This is a genomic window from Thermogemmatispora aurantia, from assembly GCF_008974285.1.
Classification (GTDB): Bacteria; Chloroflexota; Ktedonobacteria; order Ktedonobacterales; family Ktedonobacteraceae; genus Thermogemmatispora; species Thermogemmatispora aurantia.
In genome coordinates this window covers 33098-54900 of the sequence record NZ_BKZV01000010.1, presented here as the reverse complement: position 1 = coordinate 54900, position 21803 = coordinate 33098, and the positions used below count along the sequence as shown (strand labels likewise).

Sequence of the window (21803 nt, the reverse complement as noted above, 5' to 3'; positions counted from 1 at the left end):
CCCCCACTGGCCGGGGTATATGGGCCGGCTGCTAATTGAAACGTTTCAATGCTGAGAGTATAATCGAGGCCGGCCCGATTGTCAAGGGGCAGAGCGCCCTTGTGCGCAAGGCAAACGGCAGGAAGATGGCCAGAGGGCAAACAGTTGTGGCATACTATCTTGTGATACAGTGATACAGTCAGGTCAGCCAGCAGAGGAAGTGGCCTCAGCAGTTCTCCCGGCTGCTGGTAGGGCCAGGAGAGGATCTTCTGCCCTGGCAGACGGCGGGCAGACTGCGACTCGACCCAGGCAGAACCGTGCACAGCGACGAGAGACCCCGCCCCAGCGCGCAGGAGCGGCCCGTGTTGAGAGGAGGCGACCGCCGGACTGCCTGCAGCACTACGGGGCTTGCCTTATCATTATCATCTTCATGCCTATGGATTTCGCTTCGGTCTATGGAGTGCGTGCATGCCAAGTATTCGTGAGGTAGCCGAGCGGGCCGGCGTCTCGCTTGGGACCGTCTCTAATGTGCTGAATCACCCCGAGCTGGTAGCAGAGGAGACAAGACAGCGCGTGCAGCGCATCATTGACGAGCTGGGTTTTGTTCGCAATGGTTCGGCGCGCCAGCTTCGCGCCGGGCGTAGCCTCTATATCGGTCTGGTAGTGCTCGATGTGGCCAATCCCTTCTTTACTGAGGTAGCGCGCGGCGTCGAGGATGTGGCCAGCGAGGCCGGCTACGTCGTCATTCTTTGCAATTCAGACGATTCGCCCGAGCGCGAGGCCCACTATCTGCGAGTGCTGGAGGAGCAGCGGGCGCATGGCGTGCTAATCACCCCCGTGCTGGATGACCACACCCATCTCTATCGCCTGCGCAAGCGTGGCATCTCTGTGGTCTTGCTGGACCGTCCGAGTCGGCAATCGGATCTCTGCTCGGTGGCCGTCGACGATGTACATGGGGGCGAGCTGGCCGCAGAGCATTTGCTGGCCCAGGGCCACGAGCGCATTGCTTTTGTAAATGGCCCGCATTCGATTCGTCAATGCGCTGATCGTCTGGAGGGCGTGCAGCGGGCAGTGCGCGCGGTGGGCGCTGACCCCGCCCAGGTAGTCTTAGAGGTTGCCAGGCCCTTTTTGAATGCCCGCGAAGGAGAGCGCGCTGTCGAGCAGATCCTGAGTGTGAGTGAGGCTGAGCGACCCACAGCCATCTTCTGCGCCAATGACCTGCTGGCCCTGGGAGTCATGCGCGGCCTCACCAGGCGCGGCTTTGCGATCCCGCGCGACTTTGCTCTCGTCGGCTACGACGATGTTGACTTTGCCGGCATGCTCTCGACGCCGCTGACCTCCGTGCGCCAGCCGAAGTATCAGCTTGGCCGCAGCGCTGCCGAGCTACTCCTGGATGAGGCCGACCATCCTACTACGCACGAGCACCGCCAGCTTACCTACCAGCCCGAGCTGATCGTGCGCGAATCCAGCAGCTACCGCCGTCCGCGGCGCCCCTACTTCACGCGACCCAACGCATCTCCTATCTCCCCCTGAGCGCCCGCCCGTCCCTCTCTTGCCTTGCTCCCCACCTGCTGCTTCTCCTCAACTGCTGCTTCGCTCTCTAACGCCGCCTGGTGGCCAGTTTTGCCAGGCGCTCACCTGCCTGCAGCAAGGTCTCGTCGTTTTTGCAGAAGGAGAAGCGCAGATATTTGCTGCCGATATGGGCGTGTTCAGGACAGTAGAAGGTCTCAGGGGGAATACCGGCCACGCCGATCTCGCTGATGAGATAGCGTGCAAATTCGAGCGGCGTGCCGTCGAAGACCGGCGAGAAGTCGGCCAGGACAAAGTAAGTGCCCTCGGGCACCCGATACGGAAGGCCCGCCGCATCGAGAGCTTGCAAGAGCAACTGGCGCTTGTGTTCGTACAGCTCCTTCAGGCCACAGTAGTAGCTATCTGGCAGGCCCAGGGCATAGGCAATGGCTTCCTGGGTGGGATGGTGCACGGCGAAGGTGATGAACTGATGGGCGCGGGCGACACCGTCCACCAGGTCGGGATGACCATAGACCCAGCCAATCTTCCAGCCGGTGGCGCTGAAGGCTTTGCCCGAGCTGCTGACCGTCACAGTGCGCTCGAACATGCCAGGCAGGGTGGCAATGGGAATATGACGCGCATCGTCAAAGATCAGGTGCTCGTAGACCTCATCGGCAATGACAGTTACATCGTGTTCAATGCACAGTTCAGCGATGCCAGTTAGCTCTTCACGTGAGAAGACGCGTCCACAGGGATTATGTGGGGTATTAAGGATAAGAGCGCGTGTTTTGCGCGTGAAGGCGGCGCGCAGTTCAGCGGGGTCGAAGGTCCACTGAGGAGGATGTAGGGGCACGTAGACGGGGGTGGCTCCGGCCATAAGGATATTGGGCACATAGGAATCGTAGAATGGCTCGATCACAATGACCTCATCGCCGGGATCAACCAGGCCCAGGACAGCGGCAAAGATGCCCTCAGTAGCGCCCGCGGTCACAATGACGCCGCGCTCCGGGTCGATCTCCAGGCCATAGAAGCGCGCCGCGTGAGCGGCCACGGCGCGGCGCAGCGAGGACGTCCCTGGTCCCGGGGCGTACTGATTGTACTGGCCGGCCTGCAAGGCCGCCACGAGCTGGGCGATGATGTCGGGTGGGGTATCGAAATCGGGCCTCCCTTGCCCCAGATTGAGGGCGTTGTACCGCTGTGCCAGGACGTTGATCTCCGTAAAAATAGTAGTCCCAAAGCTCGCTACACGCCGAGCAGCAGTAGCCATGCCTGTGTGCTCCTCAAAAAGCGTTGATCAGTTGAGACTATTATACCTCTCTGGTATACTCCGAGTATATGCCGCTCTGGGGGAGGAAGGCGAGCGCCCGCTAAGGCTGACCTGTACTCGACCGAGCCAACGGAGCGGCCTGATGTCTTTGTCCATCAGGGCAGAGCAGGGCCATTGAGCTGAGCCGGTCCGCCCGCCTTCCCATCTCTCTGGTCTTATCTAGTAGCTAGCTAGCCTGGTATCTGGTAGGGAGTCGAATGTTGCAAGATGGCTGTGGTGAGAGGACTGTACACCGTTGATTTGTTGAAGGATCAGCGTCTGAGCATTATGGGGCATCCGGCGGGCGGCGCCTTGCTGGAGCAGGCCATCAAGACGCTGCGCAGCGCAGGGGTAGATGTGCTGGTCTCACTGCTCACAGGCGAGGAAATTGAAGAGATCGGCCTGCAGCGCGAGGCCCAGACATGCCAGGAGCAGGGATTGCGCTATTTCCATTTCCCAATCCCTGATCTGGAGGGGCCGCCGCTGGATGGCGAGATCCAAGACCTGCTGAGCGAGCTGCATGAGCTGCTAAGTGCCGGCCAGCACATTGCTATCCACTGCCGCCTCGGCATTGGGCGCTCAGCGATGATCGCCGCCGGACTGCTGGTGCGCGCAGGCTACTCGGTGCCGCTGGCCGTGGGCCTGCTCTCGTCGGCGCGCGGCTGCTTTGTGCCACAGACGCCGACGCAGCTGGAGTGGATTGAGGCCCTGGAGCGCTACTATCGCCAGCAGGGCCTGCCTTTTCTTGACGATGCCTAGACTGATCCGAGCTGAGCCGAGTGCAGCCAGCAGCTCTCTCCGCGATGATCTGTCTGGCGACCAGGGTCAGTCAGGGGCCACACTCGCTTAAACTTCGCCGTAGACCAGCAGGCCGCCCACGATGGTGGCCTGAATGCCGTTGCTGACCAGGCGCTCAGGCGAGATCTGAAAAGGGTCCTCGGGCAAGACTACGGCGTCGCCAAACTTGCCGACGCTGAGCGAGCCTTTGTCGGCCTCCTCAGCCCCGGCATAGGCCGCCCCAAGAGTGTAGCCATAGAGCGCAGCCCCCAGCGAGAGCGCCTGCTCCGGCAACCAGGAGGGGCGCCCGCTCTCGGGATCGGTACGCTGGACAGCGGCGTAGATGATGCGCAGCGGATCAAACAGCTCGACGGGCGCATCGGAGCCCAGCGCAAGAGCAATACCACGCTCGTACATGGTGCGATAGGCATAGGCCCGCCGATGGCGCTCCCCCCAGTAGCGTTCGGCAATGTCGCGATCGGCCACGGCATGATAGGGCTGTACCGAGGCGATGACGCCCAGACGGTGCATCCGCTCCAGATCGGTAGCGTGGATCAGCTGCACATGCTCCAGGCGATAGCGCAGGCGCTTGCCAGGGCGCTGGCCCCGCTCGGTCAGATGGCGCTCGGCCAGTTCAATGGCATCGAGCGCCACGCGCGCCGCCCGATCACCAATAGCGTGGATGGCAATGAGCAGATTCAGCTCGCTCGCCTCCCTGACCAGGACCCGCATCTCTTCCTCGGGCGTCGCCAGAATCCCGTAATTAGAGAGGCTACCCTCGTAGCTTTCGAGCATGGCGGCGGTCTGCGAGCCAAGGGTGCCATCGGCGAAGATCTTGATGCCCCCAATGCGTAGCAGGTCATCCTCTTCGTCGGCTTTGAGCAGACCGGCACGCAGCTCAGGCAGGGGATGACGCTGGAGGATCATGCGCACCCGCAGCGGCAGGCGCCCCTCTGCCCGCAGGGAAGCTAATAAATCGTAGGTCGCGCGATCTTCGATATCGTGGATGGCCGTAATGCCGGAGCGCAGGAGCGCCGCGAGCGTTTCCTGCAGGAGCTGGCGCGCCAGGACCGGTGAAAGGGGGGAGATCAGGCGAGCGACCAGTTCCATCGCTGCCCCTTCCTGCAAAATGCCAGTCGGCTGACCACTGCCATCGCGCAGAATAGCGCCGCCGGGCGGATCGGACGTCTCAGCGGTGATGCCCGCCCGCGCCAGGGCCAGCGAATTCACCCATAGCAGGTGACCGTCCTTACTCCAGAGGGCGACCGGATGCTCGGGCGCTGCCGCATCCAGCACCTCCCTGGTGGGGAAAGCGCGCGACGGCCAGCGATTGCGATCCCAGTGGTTGCCAACAACCCACTCACCGAGTGGCGTACGGGCCGCGCGTTCGCGCACCAACTGAGCCACCTCGTCGGCGCTATTGCAGGCCGCTGCGTCGATGTCGTGGCTGCGGTAAGCAGTGGCTAGCAGATGGATATGAGCGTCGATGAAACCCGGCAGAACTGTCTTGCCGCGCAAATCGATCAGCTCGGCCCGGGACCCGGCAGCCTGGCGGACCTCGACATTGTCTCCGATCGCCAGGATACGCCCACTCTCACGCTCGACGGCCATCGCCTGGGCCTGGGGTCGAGAGGCGTCCATCGTATAGAGCTTGCCGTTGAGATAGACTATTCGGCTCATCCTCAGCGCCATCCTTTATAGAGCTGGGTTAGCTCGTCAGCACGCTCACTGCGCCGCCCAGGACGCAGCGGCGAGGTAGCGCGCAGGATCTTGTAACGACTATTGCCGCCCACCTCCTGCACCTCCTCAAAGCACTCCTCCAGCACCGGCTCGTACTTCAAGAAGCGATTGGCCACCAGGTAGAAGCGCCCACGGCGCGGCGTCAGCAGCCGGGCACTTTCGCGGATAAAGCGTTCGCCGACGGCCTTCGTATTGACGCCCCACACATGGAAAGGAGGATTGGTCGCGATCAGGCTGAAACGCTGCCCGCTCACGGCACTGGTGGCATCGCTGGGCAAAGCCTGGGCGTTGCTCAGGCCCTTCTCCTGCAGCCGCTGCTGCGCCAGGGCGACCGCCGCCAGGCTGGCATCAACCAGGGTCACACTGCCCTTGCGAGCACGCTCAGCAATATGCAGGCCAATATAGCCGGCTCCACAGCCGAGATCGAGCGCCACATCGGTCACATAGACCTCCAGCGCTTCCAACAAGAGGCGCGTCCCCTCATCCAGCTCACCACCAGCAAAGACCTCGCGCTGCGGCCAGGCCGGCGGCTCCGCAGAGAGAGGCGTCTCTGCAGTCTTCTCCGCCGCTACGACCCGCCAGCCCTTGCTGATCTCTACCGTCTCCAGATTGCCAAAGGACTCGCGCATGCGCCGCGCAATCGAGAGAATCCCTCGATCCTTCGCTCCAGTCACATAGAGACGTCCGCCGGGCTTGAGGGCATAGCGGGCCGCCTCCAGCCCATAGTAGACCCAGGCTTTGGAGGGCTGATAGAGCAGATTCATGACCGCGACATCTATGGTATTCGGCGAAGTTTCTCGCGTATACTCATGGAAAGGAATGTGTTGTAACTGGCTGCGGGCAGGGACAGCGTACGCTTGTTCAAGGGCGCCGACGTTGTCTTCCGCCAGGATGATTCGCCCACGGCTGAGCTGACGCGCGGCTATCTGGACAAAGGGGTCCGCCGCTGAATTTAAGATCAGCAAGCGCTGCTCAGCATGCAAAGGAACATTGTCAGCTAAGAGTTGAGGATGGAGCATACGCATGGCCCTCTACGTTGATACTGCTTTCATAGATGATATCACGAACGTGGCCCGCACGGTACCATTAGCCGGCGTGACCACCAATCCAACGCTGTTGCTGGCCGCCCGTGAGCGCGGTCAGCAGCTCTCGCCCCGCCAGGTGCTGGAGGCGCTGCTAGAAGCCCTGAGCGGCCATGTCTTCATGCAGCCAGGCGCCAGCGAGGAAGAGGAGATGTATCGTGAGGCCCTCAGCTACATCGAGATGGCACCCGAGCGTGTTATCCCGAAAATCCCTATGAACCAGGTGGGCATGCGCGTGGCCCGCCGCCTGAGCAGCCAGGGCTATGCGCTGGCCTTTACCGCTGTCACCACCGTGCCCCAGACGTATTGTGCTCTTCAGGTGCGCGCCGATTTCGTCATTCCTTACTACAACCGCCTGGAGCGCTCCGGGATCGATGCCACAACCCGCATCTCTCAGATGGCCTCGCTCTGCCGCTCCCCGGAGCCAACCAGCACGCGCGTGCTGGTGGCAAGCATTAAGACACCCGAGGAGGCCGCCCGCGCTCTCCTGGCCGGCGCTCACGACCTGACTGCCCCTCCCCAGGTCTTGCTTGATTTCATCAGCGACCCCCTCAGCGAGGAGGCCATTCAGCGCTTCAACCGCGACTGGGAGAAGATGAACAAACTGTAATCGTTCACGTCTCGCTAGCATACGCGAACGATGAAAGAATGTTCATTGATTAGCCCCCCACGTTCATGCGATTCTCATCTGAGCGCGCTATTATGTAGGCGTAACGAGCTTCAGAGAACGGTTCCGCGGGCGCGAGGCAAATGTGGGGGGGATAGTAGAGAAACGGGACTCCTGGGGTCAGGCAACGTGGCAGGGTGGCACGTCTCTCTGGGCAGTTCTCCGTCATCTCACTACTACTACTTGCTCGACACGGATCGGCGCAACGTGGTGAGGGTGGTTACTTCGGAAGCCTGAAGGGCGCCTCCCCTTCAGGCTTTTTTGCACCCGGCTTCTCGCCTCCTCCTCCCCTTTCCCATCTCGTCGCCTCCGCCCTGGCTCTCCCTCTCATCACCCCCCATCCTCTTAACCTGCCCCTTCCCGCTGCCAATCCCGCCATCCCTCACCCAAACCAGGCCCTCAGCGCCGGTGCCAGCGATTCCGCAGCTCCTGCCAGCCAGCCCGTAGTTGAGCCAACCGCGTGGCGTCAGGCTCTTGTCGACCATAGCGCGATGCCAGATAAGCCACCGTGAGCCACTCCAGGTGCGGATCTGCCAGAGGAGTGGCGGCCTCCAGACGTCGCCGATATTCCAGGGGCGTCTCGTTGGGCAGGCGTGGATAGCCTTGTTGTCTGGCCTCCTTCAGAAGAGCACGATAAATGGCCCGCATGCTCTCCAGGCTCCTTACCGCTTCCTGCCGCGTCCCTCGCCTCAACAGCTTGCGGGCTTCGACGGCCTGCCGTCCGTGTACAAGAGCATCTCTCAACTTCCTCGCCAGGATCTGCAGCACTTCCCAGATCTGACTCCAGAAAAGGGCCGTAGACCACAGGCTCTCGTGACGCTCCTCAAGCTCCCCTCGCTCATAGAGTCGCACTCGCCGCTGGCGCAAGGTTCTCCCGATCAGCCGAAGGCAGCCAACCACGATCAGAACCAGGATGAGCAGCACCAGGATACGGCTGGCCAGAAGCAGGCCTGCTGGCAGGCTGGTGCTCTCCCCAGGTGGTCTCAGGCCCGGCAAGCCCGGCCCTCGCAGTGGATAGATGATCGGCTCTGAAGTTTGAAAATGGAAGGCTTGCAGCAGCCAGAAAAGCGGCGTGAGCAACCAGACGATGAGCTGCGCGAGGCCGCGCACGAGCCAATCATACGGCATCGAGAGAAAGGCCAGTCCACGACGGAGTACCTCAAAGAGGCTGGCACCCGCCAGCGCAGCAACCGCCAGACTGAGGAGCACCATGAGCAGGCCCAGGCCCAAGAAGAGAAGCAGAATGGCTCGCTCTTGCTCTTGCATGCTTCCTTCCAGGCCGAAAGGATGGAGACGGCGCTCTGCAATAGCCTGCGCCAGTGCCTGCGCTAGGAGAGCGCAATAGATAAAGAGCGGGATGAGCAAGAAGAAGACCACCGTGCCCGCATTGACCAGGCTCTGGTCAGTGTCACTGCCGTGACCGAGGTGAATGAGCATCGCCAGGAGCAGCAGCAGGCCGCTCCCGATGAAGGCCCAGCGCACCAGCGCTGGCTCCGCCTCCTGACGTGCCCGTTTCGCCCCTCGCCAGACCAGCAGCGCCGTACAAAGGAGAATGGCCACGCTGCGATAGGCGGCAGGTCGTAGAGCAAGGAGGTCATTGCCTAGCGCGAGCAGCCAGGCTGGATGATAGAGCGGAAAGGCCGCGGCATAATTGTTGAGCCAGCAGAGACAGAGCGCACTGGCGATTAGCAGGCCCACAATGAGACTTCTGCCCGGCAGCGGCTCGCCAGGACGGTCGAATTCATCGAGCGGCGGCGTGTGGCGCACAAGGCGCTGCTCCCATAGGCGCGTGAGCCAGAGCGCCAGCGCGCCGAGCGGGAAGAGCACCCAGAGTGGCAGCAGTGGCTGTGCGCTCATGAAGAGATGCAGCTCAGCCAGCACCTGCAGCCAGGCGGCCAGGGCACAGACCTCAAGAGCGAGACAGAGATAGGCCACAAGGCGCTCACCCGCTGTACGCACGCCTGGCAGATAGGCGGTACTCTGCGAAAGGCGCTCGCGGCGTCTCCGCTCTGCAAGAACAATGCGCACTAACAGATCATCTGGCAGCTCGGGCTCGCCGTTCAAAGGATCTTTGTATCTCACGCCTTTCTCCCTGGCACCACGTGCCTCATACTCGCTTCCCGCTCCGCTGCTCCGCATGTCGCCTCGGCCAACGACACACCCGGCAGCAACAGCAAATTGCTATCCCTGTCGAGGGCACTCTGCCCCCGTTCCGCTGGCGGACAGCCGTGTGGGTGATGGATGATCATCCTGGAAGCATTGTCTTTTCATTGTATCGCCAGCCAGAGGGAGCTGCAAAGTGCCCTCTTCCCCCCCCTCACTTCTCTGCCTGCTTTGATCTGGACCATGCTCCTGAGATCAGCGCCAGGCCGTTCTATAATTTCAGAGCAGCATGCCCATATATCAGTGCAGGCGCCAGGCTCAACGGCAAACAACCAGGGTTGCGCCAGGGAGGTAGAAGGAGGCAGCGCCGAACCTGGTCGCCGTTAGTCAGCAAGAGTGGAAGAGAAGAGCGATGTCATTCCAGCCCTTGTCGTCAGCAGCGGCGCTGGTCGCCATCCCCCAGCGCACCTACCGGCACCAGCCAGCGATTGTGCGTCAGTGCAATCGCCTGGCAAAGCAGCTGGCTACCCTGGCCATTACCCGTGTGCGCCCGCTCTGTGAGCGGGCTGTACAAGCAGGAGAGTGGGAGCCGCTGGTCGAACTGATCGGATCAGACCTGCCCCCAGAGGAGAGCGCCGACTTCTACACGCAAGGTCTCTGCGCTCTGGCTCTGGCCGCCGCCCTGGCCGGACAGATCAGTGAGCGCCAGCGCGAGCGTGAGCACAATGGGCTGATACCCGTGCTCTCGTGGCTGCCTCTCTCGCTACAGCCCCCCTTTAGACAGATGCTGCTGGCCCCGACGCTGGCCGAGACCATCGCCGAGCTGCAGGAGCTGAGCGCAGCGGCCCTCCTCCCCGCGGCAGACAAGCAGCTCGCGACGCGTGCTATGGCGTCTCCGTTTCAGGCACTAGAGCAAGATCCGCTCATCTACTGCTATGAGCAGTTTCTACATTACTACCGCCCCAACCTGCGCCATGCGGGCGGCATCTACGCCACACCAGCGCCGGTGGTCTCCTACATGGTGCGCAGCGTCGACCTTCTGCTGAAGCAGGCCTTCGCCCTGCGCCAGGGCCTGAGCGAGTTGGGGAATTTCGAGGTCATTGATCCGGCAGTCGGCAGTGGCGCTTTTCTGCATGGCCTGATTGAGTTTCTCTATAGCCAGCTCGTGCGACAGGAGGAGTTGGAGCGCTGGCCGCATTTCGTAGCTGAACAGCTTTTATCCAACATGCGCGCCTACGAACTTCTGCCAGCCCCCTGGCTGGTGGCCCATCTCAGCCTCGGTCTCAAGCTGGCAGCTTGCGGCTACGACCTGCGCCAGCGGCCCGGGGTTCTCAGCCTCTCCCTGGGGGACGGCCTGCTCTGGCTGGTCCGGGAACCGGCCCGCACGGGCCTGCCCGTGCTCATCGGCAATCCTCCCTATGGCAACTTCGGACGTCCTACCCGCTACCCCTGGCTACGCCTTCTCCTTCAGGATTACAAGCGCGATCTGGGCGAACGTAAGCTGAACCTGGACGATGACTTCATCAAGTTTATGCGCTGCGGCCAGTGGTATATCGAGCAAGCGGGCTGCGGTTTGCTAGCCTTTATTACCAGCCGCACCTATCTTGACGGTCTGACCCACCGCCGCATGCGAGAGAGCCTGCTCGCCAGCTTTGACGAAATTTACTTGCTTGACCTGCACGGCAACAGCCAGCGAGCAACCCCTGCCGAGAGGAGAGAACCCGATGAGAACGTTTTCCCCATCCGCCAGGGCGTAGCCATCGGTCTCTTTGTCAGGCGCCGGGCCCCAGCTTGCAGCCCACGGACCGCTCCCAGGCGGGCGATCATCCACTATGCGGCCCTGCGGGGCAGACGCGGCGAGAAATACGCCCGGCTGGCAGGGATGGACCTGGAGAGCACCCCCTGGCAGCGCCTGCAGCCGCAACCCCATCTCTACTTCTTCGTGCCGCGCACCCTGGCTCACCAGACCGAATGGGAACGGTACGCGGCCCTGCCGGAAATCTTCCCGCTCTACGGCACAGGGATCAAAACCCACCTTGACGCCGTGCTGGTCGGCCCCTCCGACGAGGCCATCGCCCGACAAATCGCTGCCTATCTGGCCGAACACAGCCAGGAGAAAGAGATCTATGGAACGAGTGCAACCGCCAGCGATAGACGCCGCGGTACGCCGCAGCACAAGGCCCGGCTCCTGCGTCGGCTCAGCGCACTGCCACCTCAGCAGATCTACCGCGACTACGCCTATCGCCCCTTCGACACACGCCGTATCGCCTACTGGCCTCCCGCCATCGAGGCCGGCGACCACCGCTTTGCGCTGATGCGCCATGCCCTGCGACCTAATATCCTGCTCGCTACAACGCGCCAGCTGAGTCAAGACAGCTTCCAGCACGTCTTCGTCAGCCGCGCCCTTACCGACATGTGCCTGCTTTCAACCGCGACCCGCGAGTGCGCCTACGTCTTTCCTCTCTACCTGTTCGAGGATGCGGGAGCGGCGCGCCCGAATCTAGCCCCCTCCTTCATTAACGCTCTGGCGAGCCGTCTCAACCTGCACTTCGTGCCCTGGGGGAGTGGCGATCTGCTAACCAGCTTCGGGCCGGAGGCCGTACTGGCTTACCTCTATGCTATTCTGCATGCGCCCATCTATCGCCAGCGCTACGGCGAGCAGCTCAGCAGCGACTTCCCGCGCTGCCCTCTGCCAGCGCATCGTGCCAGTTTTCGTCTGCTCTATCGTATCGGAAGCCGTCTACTCAAACTGCACCTGCAGACCAGCCTCCCCCGGCCTTCGGCCTACGTCCTGCCGCCTGCTCAGGCCGCCCACCTGCGGATCGAATTCGTGCACTATACAGCGGATGGACGCCTCTGGGTAAACTCCCGCCAGGCCCTGGAGGGCCTGCCGCCCGAGTGCTGGCGCTTCCGCATTGGACATTACCAGATCTGCGCACGCTGGCTGCAGGAGCATCTTGGGCAGGAGCTAACCCCCGCCGAGTATGAGCGCTATCGCCTGCTGCTGGCCATTATCACTGAGACGCAGGAGCTGATGGCCCAAAGCGGCAGCGCCCTGGAAGCGCTGCTTCCCTGAAGAGGGAAGGAAGGGGTGAGAGAGCACCTGATGGGCCACTCCAACTGGAGAGCAGAGCCAGGGCGCAGCCAGACAGAAGGTCCTACTGCCTGAGCAAAAACCCTCGCTGGCACGTCTAAAGACAGTGGCAGGGTGCTATAATTATACGAGCATCTACCACCCAGTCCACTCAGGCAAAGTCAAAGGTACCTGCCGCTGAGCCGGGTAGCTTGCTCAAGGCGAGGGCCGCTTCGGGCGAGCTGAGTGAGACAGGTCTTGTGCGGCCTTGAGCCGGAGCTGGCACGGCAGAGAGGTCACAGCGGAAGCTGATCAACCCGTTTCGTGCTGCTCTGCTCCGCCGGTCAGGTCCCAGCCAGCAGATGCGCCCCGATGGCATCGGGTGCGAATGAGGTCGCCACGCCAGCGGTCGAGAAGTGCTCGCGACCGCTCCCCAAGCGAGCGGTTTGCCCTCCGCCGAGGGCGAGAGCTTGAGATTGATCGTAGTACAAAGAGCCTGTAGTTACTGTATTCACGAGACGAGAGACGAGGGGGCTGTTGGTCACATGGCCAAAAAGATCTTGATTATGGATGACGACCCCACCATCGCCGATCTCCTGACCGAGGCGCTCGCCGACGAGGGTTATGAGACCCACATGACGACGCAGAGCCTACGCTTCTACGACGCCGTACGCGAGCATGATCCCGATCTGATCCTGCTCGATATCATGATGCCCTATCTGGACGGACGGGACGAGCTGAAGCTGATGGAGATGTGGCTGGAGAAGAAGATTCCCGTGATCATCGTGACGGCCTATCCCAATGTGGCCCACGAAGAGCAGACCTTCCGCGACGCTGGCGTCGTGGAGATTGTCTCGAAACCTTTTAACCTGGACGAGCTGGTCGAGCTGGTGCACAAGACCATCGGCGAGCCATGAAGGTGACGATCCCGGTTTCAGAGGCAACAAGAACAACAAGAGCTACGAGAGCAAGAGCAGTCTGAGGGCAAGAGGAGAGCAAGGCTATGGAGGCGAAAGTACGCGTCGCGCTCGACGCAATGGGGGGGGACTACGCTCCCGGGGCCACAGTGCAGGGGGCGGTGGAGGCGGCGCGTGAGTACGGCATCGGCGTTCAGCTCGTGGGTCATGAGGAACAGATCCGTGCAGAGCTGGCTCGCTACGACACCCACGGCCTCGACCTGGCGATTACCCCCACCGATGAGGTCATCGCGATGGATGAGCACCCAGCCACCGCGGTGCGGCGAAAGAAGAATGCCTCGCTGGTGGTGGCCCTGGAGCTGGCGCGCAGCGGCCAGGTTGTAGGGGCAGTCTCTGCCGGCAATAGCGGTGCCATGATGGCCGCTTCGCTGTTCGTTTTGAAACGCATCGCCGGCGTTGATCGGCCCGCCCTGGGCACGGTCATGCCAACGCGCACCGGCACAACCCTGGTCCTCGACGTGGGCGCCAATACGGATTGCAAGCCCGAGTACCTGCAGCAGTTTGCCCTGATGGGAGCCGTCTACATGGAGCGCATTTTTCACATCAATCGCCCACGGGTGGCATTGCTGGCCAACGGCGAAGAGGAGACCAAGGGCAATCAGCAGGTCCAGGAAACCCATCGCCTGCTCAAAGAGAGCGCTCCGCGGCTCGGGCTGAACTTTATCGGCAACATTGAAGGGCGCGATATTCCAGCAGGCGCTGCCGAGGTCGTGGTTTGCGATGGCTTCGTGGGCAATGTTGTTCTCAAGCTCAGCGAGGGACTGGCCGAGACGCTGATCGCCATGCTACGCAGCCAGATGACCAGCAACCCAGTCAATACCCTGGCGGCGGCGGTGCTCAAGCCGAGTCTGAAGCAGCTCTTCAAACGCCTCGACTATGCCGAGTATGGCGGTGTCCCTCTCTTGGGAGTCAATGGTGTGGCAGTCATTGCTCATGGGCGTTCTAACGCCAAGGCCATCAAAAACGCGCTGCGGGTGGCGCGCGAAACGGCGGAGCAGGGAGTAGTGACGGCCATCGCCGAGGGCCTGGCCAGGTTGGGAACCAGCGGCGAGCAGCGAGCCGAGGCCGGGGTCTAGGCTGCTACCCGGCTGGCCTGTCCGGGAGCGAGGGGTGGGAGAGAGAACCAGTGCTGAGCCAGTCGGCCAGGCAGGAGAAGCAGCGCTTGTGAGAGAGGCCACCCAACGCCAGTCAACCGGCGCAGCGCTGGATTTTGCCATGTGCAGCTTGCGCAGTCGCTACCGCTATAGCGGGGGCCTCTCCCGTCCTCTCGTGAGAGAAGCTAATTCTCGCGCAGGCTACGCTTCAATTCACGCACGAAGCCGACCAGACCTTCGAGCCAGGTCATCTCGGTCGAGGAGTTGTGCTTGCCCATCTGAGCCTGATATTTCAGACGGGCCTCGCGGAGAGCACGCACGCGCAGCTCGGCGGCCCGGTGCACATCGTAGGCGGCGCGGCGTCGTGGGTCCCCCAGGACCTCGTAGGCCTCGTTGATCAGCTTCATCTGCTGCTCATATCTAGCCTGCATACCCGCCGCGCTCTGATTCGCATCAGGATGATAGCGACGTGCCAGACGCAGATAAGCGCGCCTGATCTCCTCGGGCGAGGCGGTTGGCGCTATTTCCAGAATCGAATAATAGTCCTGCATCACTGGCCTCATTCACCCGTACTGCCGAAGCCACCACGCCCCGGCCCCAGGGCCGTCGCCTCCTGCCAGCAGGCCCGGACCACTGGAATGAAAATACCCTGGGCGATGCGCTCGCCGCGCCTGATCAGGACAGGCTCGTCACGGAAGTTGTAGACCTGGATCAGCACCTCATCACCTTCGCCACAGTAGTCCTGATCGATAATACCCACCCCATGAGGGATCAGCAGCCCCTTGCGCCGCGGCGTGCTGCTGCGCAGGGTCACCAGCAACAGATAGCCCGGTGGCGTGCTCACAATGACATTGCCCGGAATGAAACCGAGATCGCGAGGCGCGATCTCTGTATCTTGACGGCAGAGGAGATCAAAGCCAACCGAGCCAGCAGTGGCGTAGGTCGGCAACGGCAAGGTTGGGTCCACACGTTTGATCGCCACATCTAGCGGTTGCAGATACTTGTCCATTTCTGCTATTCTAGAAAAGAGCTTCTGTGACGTCAAGAGAAGGTGCTGGATTTCCTTGTTGATAGAAATGGGTGGCCAGCGCCGCCGAGCGCTGGCGGCTGCTTTCCTACCTTTGCCATTGCTATGTCGGGCCGCAGCCTGGTGCTGAGTCTAAAACTTAAGTTGCTTGGGCTGGTGCTCCTGCTCTGCCTGGCCGTCAGCACGACAGTGTATGCTGCCAATTCAACCTATCATGCCGTGCAGCATCTGCAGCAACAGAGCGCCCTGGCCAAAGCGGGGGATGTGCGCAGCATTCGCCCCTGGATGACGATACCCTACGTGGCTCATATCTGCCATGTACCAGCTGCGTACCTTTACCGGGCCTTGCATATTCCAGAGACGCCCTCTGTACAACATCTGACCCTCCATGCGCTGGCCCTACGCACAAAACGTCCCGTTGACGAGTTGATTCGCACGCTGCAACAGGCCATCGAGACCTATCGCCAGCAGCACCCAGGGCCAAAAAGCACCCCGACGAGAGAGCCTGCGGCATCCTCTGCACTGGCAAAGGGAGAACGGCCATGAGCGCCTTGCTTCCTTACCTGGTCAACTGGTTGCAAGAGTACGGCTATCCAGCCCTGTGGGGACTGGTCTTTGTGGGGGCCGCCGGCATTCCGCTCCCGATTACGCTGCTCTTGTTGGCCGCGGGCGCCTTCGCCGTGCTGGGAGATTACAACCTTGGCTTGCTGGTAGTGCTGGCGATGAGCGCCGCCGTGGCCGGCGATAGCGTCGGCTATAGCCTTGGTCGTCGCTGGGGCAGCCGCCTGCTCGATTACCTGGAACACTCGCCGCGGCACTGGATTCCACAGCAGGCCCTCAGCCGCGCACGGCAGCTCTTCCATCAACGAGGAGGGTGGGCGATCTTTCTCGGTCGCACCGTCTTCTCGGCCATCGGGGTGCCGATTACGCTCCTCTCAGGAGCGGAGCGCTATCCTTACCGCAAGTTTCTGCTCTTCGATGCGCTCGGCGAGCTGGTCGGCGTCGGGCTGCCGCTCAGCCTGGGCTTTCTCTTCGGCGCCAGCTGGGAGGCAGTGGGTGAGATTCTCGGTACAATCTCGCTGCTCTTGCTGGCCCTGGCCCTGGCCACCTGGTTGAGCTACCGCTTGCTGCTACTGCTGCGCCGCCTGCGCGCAACTCACACAGAATCACAGCCACAGCCCCGACCACAGCTGGAAGAGCCAGAGCGGGCCGCCTCTCCAGGGGCCGCCCCCGGTTCTTCGGGTTCCCTGCCACTTTAGCCCACCCTCACGCGTATGTAATAGTGAGTGCAACGTTGAAAAAGCATACTCCTTTTGTAGCAAAGTACCCTTATGTTGATATGTAACATCTTTAGAGCTTCAGTGCTGCCACAGACTGGCACGGAAGGAAACCTTTAGGGTATAATTGGAATAGCGCTGGAATATTTCTGGGCCGTACTGTGTTCCTATCGGTAGAAGCAACGTGTCTCATCTTACATCTTTCTCCTACCCGGCGTTAGACCTGGTCTCTCTCAGGTCGAAGGCTCGCTTTCCCTGCGTGTAGGGTCAGACAGCCTCACAGCCGCTATCTTGCTGCTTAAGATAGACACTACCTTTTCATGGAGGGCGCACATGTTAGACCTGGAGCGTGCCGACACGGGAAATGCGCTTATCTTAGACGATCAGCCCACACGAGACAATCCAGATCTGGAGAAGCAGCTTGATCAGTTGCTTACGAAGGATCTTGAATATATAGATTTTGACGACGACAACGACGACGCTGTTGTTGATGATGGAGAGGAGGAACCTGGCAAGGACGAAGAGCCTGAACTGGACGAGGACCTCAGCGGTCTGGAGCCAGCAGCCCTGGAGTTAGAAGAGATGCCTGATATGCATGAAGATCTGACGCAATTGCCAGGTTCGCCTGAGCTAGAAGACACTGCTTCGTTGCTCTCTCTTCCTCCCCTGCCGGCGACGCGCGCGGGTGCAGCACGCCGCTCCGGTGGGCGCCGGCGCCGCGCCGACTATGCGGACGAGAGCACGGCGAGCGCTCTAGACACCGGCGAATCGGACGCTGTGATGGCATATCTGCGCGAGATCGGGCGCGTGCCCATGATCTCGCATGAGCGAGAAATCGAGCTGGCCAAGCGCATCGAGATGGGCGACCGCGAGGCCAAGAAGCAGTTCATTCTGGCCAATCTGCGCCTGGTGGTGAGCATCGCTAAGCGCTATGTCGGGCGCGGTCTGAGCCTGCTTGATCTGATCCAGGAGGGCAACATCGGTCTGATTCGGGCCGTACAGCGCTATGACTGGCGTCGGGGTCATCGCTTCTCGACGCATGCCACCTGGTGGATTCGCCAGGCCATCAGTCGCGCGGTGGCTGATAAAGGGCGCACGATCCGCTTGCCTGTCTATGTGAATACGGCGTTGAACCGCATCCGCCGCGAGCGTCAGCGCCTGCTACAGGAGCTGGGCCGCGAGCCGACTGAGCAGGAGCTGGCCGAGGCCACAGGGCTGGACCCGATCCGCATGCAGGAGCTGCAGTCGGCTCCGGGAGCGCCCGTCTCCCTGGAATTGCCGGTCGGCGAGGATGAGGAGCAGGAGCTGGGCGATGTGCTGGCTGACACAGAGTCCGCTTCACCAGAAGATATCGCGACAACCCAGACGCTGAAGGACGAGGTCCAGCGCGTGCTGGAGTCGGTGCTGACGCCGCGCGAGCGCCTGGTGCTGCAGTTGCGCTTTGGCCTGGGCAATGGCCAGGCTCATCCGCTAGAGCAGGTGGGCCGCGAGCTGGGGATTACGCGCGAGCGTGTGCGCCAGATCGAGGCCGGCGCTCTGGCGAAACTGCGCCAACCGCCGGTCCTGGAGCGTCTGCGCGGCTGACATGACCGGTGCGATCACCGTCGTGGTCGACTTTCCCAGTCCACGCCGCGCCCCCTCAATCAGTGGTTGTCGTTTCCCAGGGCAGAGGCGCGACTCTGGCGTGTAGTGCGCGGCGCAGGCTGGCTTGTATCTGTCTGCACTACGACGCTTGCCAGGTAATCCCCCGATCAGCGCGGTCGGCGAGCTGCGCTGGTCAGGCGTTTGGTTTTTAGCAGATTCGATCTTCCTTCATTACTGGAACCGAGCCTATCTGTGCCACGGGAACGGATGTAGATTACAGAGCAGGAAAGGCAGCTCTTCACAGGAGAGCTATCTTTCCTGCTCTGTTTTTTGTTTCGCCCAGGCCGCTCCGGCCCCGGCCTTCCTCTCCGTTCTTTCCCGATGCTGCGAGTTGGCTCGGGCTCGGCTCACTCGCACTCAGGCGCCCGCTCCGTAGAGCTGCAAGAAACGCGCGACGGTGCGCACTCCTCTGAAGAATTGCTTGAGAGAGTATTTTTCGTTGGGCGAGTGTAGATTGTCATCGGGCAGGCCAAAGCCCATGAAGACAATGGGCACCTGCAGGATATCGTTAAAGAGGGCGGCGATGGGAATGGAGCCACCTTCGCGAATGAAGACCGGCTCGCGCCCGTAGGTCTCTTTGAGGGCTGCTGAAGCTGCCCGAATGACGGAGGCTTCGGGCGAGACGAGCACTCCCTCTCCGGCATGGATTTTGCGGACGGTGACCTCGACGTCGGGCGGCGCCAGCTCCTTGACGCGCCGTTCGAACAGGCGATAGACTTCTTCGGCTTTGAGTCCAAGGTCGGGTGGGATGCGCATGCTGATCTTGACTTTGCCGTTGGCAGGGATGACAGTTTTGGCTCCTTCGCCACTGAAGCCGCCGACAAAGCCGTGAATTTCCAGAGTTGGTCTGGCCCAGATGCGTTGCAGTGGCGGATATTCTGGTTCGCCGGAGAGCTGGGCCACGCCCATCTCTTCGCGCAGGGTCTCAGCCAGGTGAAGGGGATCTTCTTGCCAGAAGCGCTGTTCCTGCGCTGGCGCTTCACGCTGATGGTCGTAGAGGCCGGGAATGTGGATATGTCCACGCGCGTCTTTGAGGCCGGCAATGATGAGAGCCAGAGCGTGGAAGGGGTTGGGGGCGATGCCGCCATAGGTGCCGGAGTGCAGGTCGCGCACGGCCCCACGCGCTTCGACTTCGGTGTAGATAATGCCGCGCAAGCCAGAGATGAGGGCCGGCAGGTCAGGCGCCGGCATGTGGGTGTCGCAGATGAAGGCGGCGTCGCAGGTCAGGCGCTCAGGATAGCTGCGGACATAGTGCTCGATGGATTCACCTCCGGCCTCCTCTTCCCCTTCGATGAGGACACGCACGTTGACAGGCAGCCCTCCCTCGGTGGTGATGAGGGCCTCCAGGGCTTTGAAGACGAGCATGGTCTGCCCTTTGTCGTCGCAGGCCCCCCGACAGTAGAGGTTTTCGCCGCGAATGGTCGGTTCGAAGGGCGGCGTCTGCCAGAGTTCGATGGGATCGACGGGCTGGACATCATAATGTCCATAGATAAGTAGAGTTGGCCGGCCCGCCGCTTTGAGCCACTCACCATAGACCAGCGGGTGGCCCTTGGTCTCGATGAGGCGCACGTTGTCAAGGCCAATGCTGCGCAATTGGCCAGCGGCATATTCGGCGGCACGGCGCACATCGGCAGCATATTCGGGCAGGGTACTGATGCTGGGAATACGCAGCCATCCTTTGAGATCTTCCAGGAAACGCTGCTCATGCTCTGCTATATACGCTTCTATCTGCGTCATGACAACTCTTCCTTCCTTAAGCGTCTGCAAGGGAAATCTGCCTGTTATGGTAGCAGGGTCAGGCCGGCTTTGTCCAGAGCGAGCTTTCCTCTGGCCGACCACACGGAGACCTCTCCGCTAGAGAGGCTTGAGACGAACTGGCCCTTGCCGCTTGCGAGGGCAGCGCGCAGAATAGAGAGAGAAAGAGGGTTGGGGGCCGTCGTGTCTTTGCCAGCTCTCTCTCGCTCTCAGTTGAAGGTGAGAGAGGCTGGCCGCTAAGGAAGGAGTTGCGCTGTCTATGTGCGGTCGCTTTACGTTGATTACTGATCTGCAGACGATTGCTGAGATCTTCGGGGTGCCAGCGACGCTGGAGGCTCAGCCACGCTATAATATCGCTCCCTCACAGGAGGTGGTGGCCATCCTGCATGAGGGACAACGCCAGATGGCCTGGTTGCGCTGGGGCCTGATCCCTTCCTGGGCCAGGGAGGAGGCAATCGGCAACCGCATGATTAATGCACGCGCAGAGACACTGGCTGAGAAGCCGAGCTTTAAGCGCTTGCTGCGCTCGCGCCGCTGCCTGGTGGTGGCTGACGGCTTCTATGAGTGGCAGCAGACTAACGGCTCGAAGAAGCCGATGTATATTACGCTGCGCGATGGCTCGCCGTTCGCTTTCGCTGGCCTGTGGGACCAGTGGAGCGCTGCCGATGGCCGCCTGCTGCGAACATGCACGATCGTGACGACAGAGCCGAATGAGTTGTTGGCGACGATCCATAACCGCATGCCAGTGATTCTGCCGCGCGAGGACTGCGAGCGCTGGCTCGATCCCACTGTGCAGGAGGCGGAGGCGCTCTTACCTTTGTTGCGCCCTTATCCGGCGGCAGAGATGCAGGCCCGTCCGGTCTCGCGCCTGGTCAACGATCCTCGCAACGAGGGAGCAGCCCTGCTGGCTTGAGTGAGAGGGACCAGGCCCTCCTACCTCGTTCTACTCCGCTGCGCCTTGCCAGCAGCACGCCTGGCTGCCTATAATTGTTGCAGAGGAACAGGGACCCGCTGGCCACCAGCTCGTCGGATCTGCGCGGCCTGACCGGGTCCCAGTCTTTGCCTGCCTTCCAGGCAGTGCTGATACGTATGTTCCTGAGAAAGGAGTGCCTTGATGGCTTCTGTGTCCGGTACAACGTTGGTGGATCGCGTACTGCCGGCTCGCTCGCCGTCACGTTTCACAGCTCTGCTGCGCGATGGGGTACTGGTGCTTGGCTTCAGTGCATTCATGGCCTTATGTGCTCGATTTTCTATTTATATTCCCTGGATTACGCCAGTACCGATTACGCTGCAGACGCTGGGTGTGTTGCTGACGGGGGCTGTGCTGGGGAGTCGCCGCGGGGCTTTGGCCCTGCTGGCCTACCTGGCGGAGGGAGCGCTGGGCCTGCCGGTTTTCGCCGGCGGCTCCGGCGGCGTGGCGGTTTTGCTCGGCTATACCGGGGGCTATCTCTGGTCCTATCCGCTGGCGGCCTGGGTGACGGGCTGGCTGTGCGAGCGAGGGCTTGATCGCCGCTATCTGACGGCGGCGCTGGCCATGCTGCCTGGCTCGCTGATCATCTACGCTGTCGGGGTGCCCTGGCTGGCGCTGGTCTTGCATCTGGGACCGGCTCAGGCCCTGCTACTCGGGATGGCGCCCTTTTTGGTGGGCGACACGCTGAAACTCTTGCTGGCGGCGGCCTTGCTGCCCTCGGCCTGGCTGGTGCTACGCCTGGGACCACAACGCGACCAGGGAGCGCCGTCCCGGTCCCGCTAAGGCTCGGTGAGGAAGCTTGTTGGCCAAGCTTTGAGGCTCC

Annotated in this window: 18 protein-coding genes; 11 read left to right on the top strand and 7 right to left on the bottom strand. The window is 61.8% G+C overall.

What is annotated here, in order from left to right; all coding sequences use genetic code 11:
* Positions 1-447: 447 nt before the first annotated feature.
* On the top strand, positions 448-1512 hold the full coding sequence (locus KTAU_RS20880; RefSeq protein WP_151730176.1) for a LacI family DNA-binding transcriptional regulator: 1065 nt from the start codon (positions 448-450) through the stop codon (positions 1510-1512).
* Between the two features lie 67 nt (positions 1513-1579).
* On the opposite strand, the gene KTAU_RS20875 is transcribed toward KTAU_RS20880, so the two are convergent.
* Positions 1580-2755, bottom strand: a complete 1176-nt coding sequence (locus tag KTAU_RS20875) for an aminotransferase class I/II-fold pyridoxal phosphate-dependent enzyme (RefSeq protein WP_151730175.1) — start codon at positions 2753-2755, stop codon at positions 1580-1582.
* Between the two features lie 267 nt (positions 2756-3022).
* Between KTAU_RS20875 and KTAU_RS20870 the strand changes: the two genes are divergently transcribed.
* Positions 3023-3553: a protein-tyrosine phosphatase family protein gene (locus tag KTAU_RS20870; RefSeq protein ID WP_151730174.1), complete on the top strand. Its 531-nt coding sequence runs from the start codon at positions 3023-3025 to the stop codon at positions 3551-3553.
* An 87-nt stretch (positions 3554-3640) separates the two neighbouring features.
* Here KTAU_RS20870 and KTAU_RS20865 read toward each other — a convergent pair whose 3' ends face one another.
* Together KTAU_RS20865 and KTAU_RS20860 are read right to left on the bottom strand one after the other, a co-directional pair.
* On the bottom strand, positions 3641-5251 hold the full coding sequence (locus KTAU_RS20865; protein WP_170293474.1) for an amidohydrolase: 1611 nt from the start codon (positions 5249-5251) through the stop codon (positions 3641-3643).
* A 2-nt stretch (positions 5252-5253) separates the two neighbouring features.
* Positions 5254-6330 (bottom strand): methyltransferase, encoded by a 1077-nt coding sequence (locus KTAU_RS20860; RefSeq protein WP_170293473.1) that lies wholly within the window; start codon positions 6328-6330, stop codon positions 5254-5256.
* 4 nt (positions 6331-6334) lie between these two features.
* Here KTAU_RS20860 and KTAU_RS20855 point away from each other — a divergent pair, with 4 nt between their 5' ends.
* Positions 6335-7003 carry a transaldolase family protein gene (locus KTAU_RS20855; RefSeq protein WP_151730171.1) on the top strand — a complete coding sequence of 223 codons (669 nt, stop codon included), beginning with the start codon at positions 6335-6337 and terminating at the stop codon, positions 7001-7003.
* 456 nt (positions 7004-7459) lie between these two features.
* On the opposite strand, the gene KTAU_RS20850 is transcribed toward KTAU_RS20855, so the two are convergent.
* A complete protein-coding gene (locus KTAU_RS20850; RefSeq protein WP_170293472.1) occupies positions 7460-9142 on the bottom strand; it encodes a DUF4129 domain-containing protein in 1683 nt (560 codons plus the stop codon).
* Positions 9143-9575: 433 nt separating this feature from the next.
* On the opposite strand from KTAU_RS20850, the gene KTAU_RS20845 reads away from it, so the two are divergent.
* From KTAU_RS20845 to plsX, 3 genes are all read left to right on the top strand, one after another.
* Positions 9576-12239: a type ISP restriction/modification enzyme gene (locus KTAU_RS20845; RefSeq protein ID WP_151730169.1), complete on the top strand. Its 2664-nt coding sequence runs from the start codon at positions 9576-9578 to the stop codon at positions 12237-12239.
* Between the two features lie 542 nt (positions 12240-12781).
* The gene (locus tag KTAU_RS20840) at positions 12782-13153 is read left to right on the top strand and encodes a response regulator (protein ID WP_052887378.1); all 372 of its coding nucleotides are present in this window, start codon (positions 12782-12784) and stop codon (positions 13151-13153) included.
* 86 nt (positions 13154-13239) lie between these two features.
* Positions 13240-14289, top strand: coding sequence for a phosphate acyltransferase PlsX (gene plsX, locus KTAU_RS20835; RefSeq protein WP_151730168.1), 1050 nt, complete (start codon positions 13240-13242; stop codon positions 14287-14289).
* Between the two features lie 203 nt (positions 14290-14492).
* On the opposite strand, the gene KTAU_RS20830 is transcribed toward plsX, so the two are convergent.
* The gene (locus KTAU_RS20830; RefSeq protein ID WP_228026572.1) at positions 14493-14858 is read right to left on the bottom strand and encodes a DnaJ domain-containing protein; all 366 of its coding nucleotides are present in this window, start codon (positions 14856-14858) and stop codon (positions 14493-14495) included.
* An 8-nt stretch (positions 14859-14866) separates the two neighbouring features.
* Positions 14867-15316, bottom strand: a complete 450-nt coding sequence (locus tag KTAU_RS20825; protein ID WP_112430273.1) for a dUTP diphosphatase — start codon at positions 15314-15316, stop codon at positions 14867-14869.
* Between the two features lie 42 nt (positions 15317-15358).
* On the opposite strand from KTAU_RS20825, the gene KTAU_RS20820 reads away from it, so the two are divergent.
* The 3 genes from KTAU_RS20820 (at position 15359) to KTAU_RS20810 (ending at position 18195) form a co-directional block, all read left to right on the top strand.
* Positions 15359-15880 carry a hypothetical protein gene (locus KTAU_RS20820; protein ID WP_151730166.1) on the top strand — a complete coding sequence of 174 codons (522 nt, stop codon included), beginning with the start codon at positions 15359-15361 and terminating at the stop codon, positions 15878-15880.
* Positions 15877-16593 carry a DedA family protein gene (locus KTAU_RS20815; protein WP_151730165.1) on the top strand — a complete coding sequence of 239 codons (717 nt, stop codon included), beginning with the start codon at positions 15877-15879 and terminating at the stop codon, positions 16591-16593. Before KTAU_RS20820 ends, KTAU_RS20815 begins: the two co-directional genes overlap by 4 nt.
* A 351-nt stretch (positions 16594-16944) precedes the next feature.
* The gene (locus KTAU_RS20810; RefSeq protein ID WP_151730164.1) at positions 16945-18195 is read left to right on the top strand and encodes a sigma-70 family RNA polymerase sigma factor; all 1251 of its coding nucleotides are present in this window, start codon (positions 16945-16947) and stop codon (positions 18193-18195) included.
* Between the two features lie 417 nt (positions 18196-18612).
* Here KTAU_RS20810 and KTAU_RS20805 read toward each other — a convergent pair whose 3' ends face one another.
* Positions 18613-19992 (bottom strand): dipeptidase, encoded by a 1380-nt coding sequence (locus KTAU_RS20805; RefSeq protein WP_151730163.1) that lies wholly within the window; start codon positions 19990-19992, stop codon positions 18613-18615.
* A 277-nt stretch (positions 19993-20269) separates the two neighbouring features.
* Between KTAU_RS20805 and KTAU_RS20800 the strand changes: the two genes are divergently transcribed.
* Positions 20270-20923, top strand: a complete 654-nt coding sequence (locus KTAU_RS20800) for an SOS response-associated peptidase (protein WP_151730162.1) — start codon at positions 20270-20272, stop codon at positions 20921-20923.
* A gap of 201 nt (positions 20924-21124) precedes the next feature.
* Positions 21125-21763, top strand: coding sequence for a biotin transporter BioY (locus tag KTAU_RS20795; RefSeq protein ID WP_151730161.1), 639 nt, complete (start codon positions 21125-21127; stop codon positions 21761-21763).
* The last annotated feature ends 40 nt before the right edge of the window (positions 21764-21803 follow it).

Coding starts and splice junctions, on each gene's coding strand:
- plsX (WP_151730168.1), top strand. CDS start 13,240: ATGGAGGCGAAAGTACGCGTCGCGCTCGACGCAATGGGGGGGGACTAC.
- KTAU_RS20860 (WP_170293473.1), bottom strand. CDS start 6,330: ATGCTCCATCCTCAACTCTTAGCTGACAATGTTCCTTTGCATGCTGAG.
- KTAU_RS20855 (WP_151730171.1), top strand. CDS start 6,335: ATGGCCCTCTACGTTGATACTGCTTTCATAGATGATATCACGAACGTG.
- KTAU_RS20810 (WP_151730164.1), top strand. CDS start 16,945: ATGTTAGACCTGGAGCGTGCCGACACGGGAAATGCGCTTATCTTAGAC.
- KTAU_RS20795 (WP_151730161.1), top strand. CDS start 21,125: ATGGCTTCTGTGTCCGGTACAACGTTGGTGGATCGCGTACTGCCGGCT.
- KTAU_RS20805 (WP_151730163.1), bottom strand. CDS start 19,992: ATGACGCAGATAGAAGCGTATATAGCAGAGCATGAGCAGCGTTTCCTG.
- KTAU_RS20875 (WP_151730175.1), bottom strand. CDS start 2,755: ATGGCTACTGCTGCTCGGCGTGTAGCGAGCTTTGGGACTACTATTTTT.
- KTAU_RS20845 (WP_151730169.1), top strand. CDS start 9,576: ATGTCATTCCAGCCCTTGTCGTCAGCAGCGGCGCTGGTCGCCATCCCC.
- KTAU_RS20865 (WP_170293474.1), bottom strand. CDS start 5,251: ATGAGCCGAATAGTCTATCTCAACGGCAAGCTCTATACGATGGACGCC.
- KTAU_RS20815 (WP_151730165.1), top strand. CDS start 15,877: ATGAGCGCCTTGCTTCCTTACCTGGTCAACTGGTTGCAAGAGTACGGC.
- KTAU_RS20825 (WP_112430273.1), bottom strand. CDS start 15,316: ATGGACAAGTATCTGCAACCGCTAGATGTGGCGATCAAACGTGTGGAC.
- KTAU_RS20800 (WP_151730162.1), top strand. CDS start 20,270: ATGTGCGGTCGCTTTACGTTGATTACTGATCTGCAGACGATTGCTGAG.
- KTAU_RS20840 (WP_052887378.1), top strand. CDS start 12,782: ATGGCCAAAAAGATCTTGATTATGGATGACGACCCCACCATCGCCGAT.
- KTAU_RS20880 (WP_151730176.1), top strand. CDS start 448: ATGCCAAGTATTCGTGAGGTAGCCGAGCGGGCCGGCGTCTCGCTTGGG.
- KTAU_RS20830 (WP_228026572.1), bottom strand. CDS start 14,858: ATGCAGGACTATTATTCGATTCTGGAAATAGCGCCAACCGCCTCGCCC.
- KTAU_RS20870 (WP_151730174.1), top strand. CDS start 3,023: ATGGCTGTGGTGAGAGGACTGTACACCGTTGATTTGTTGAAGGATCAG.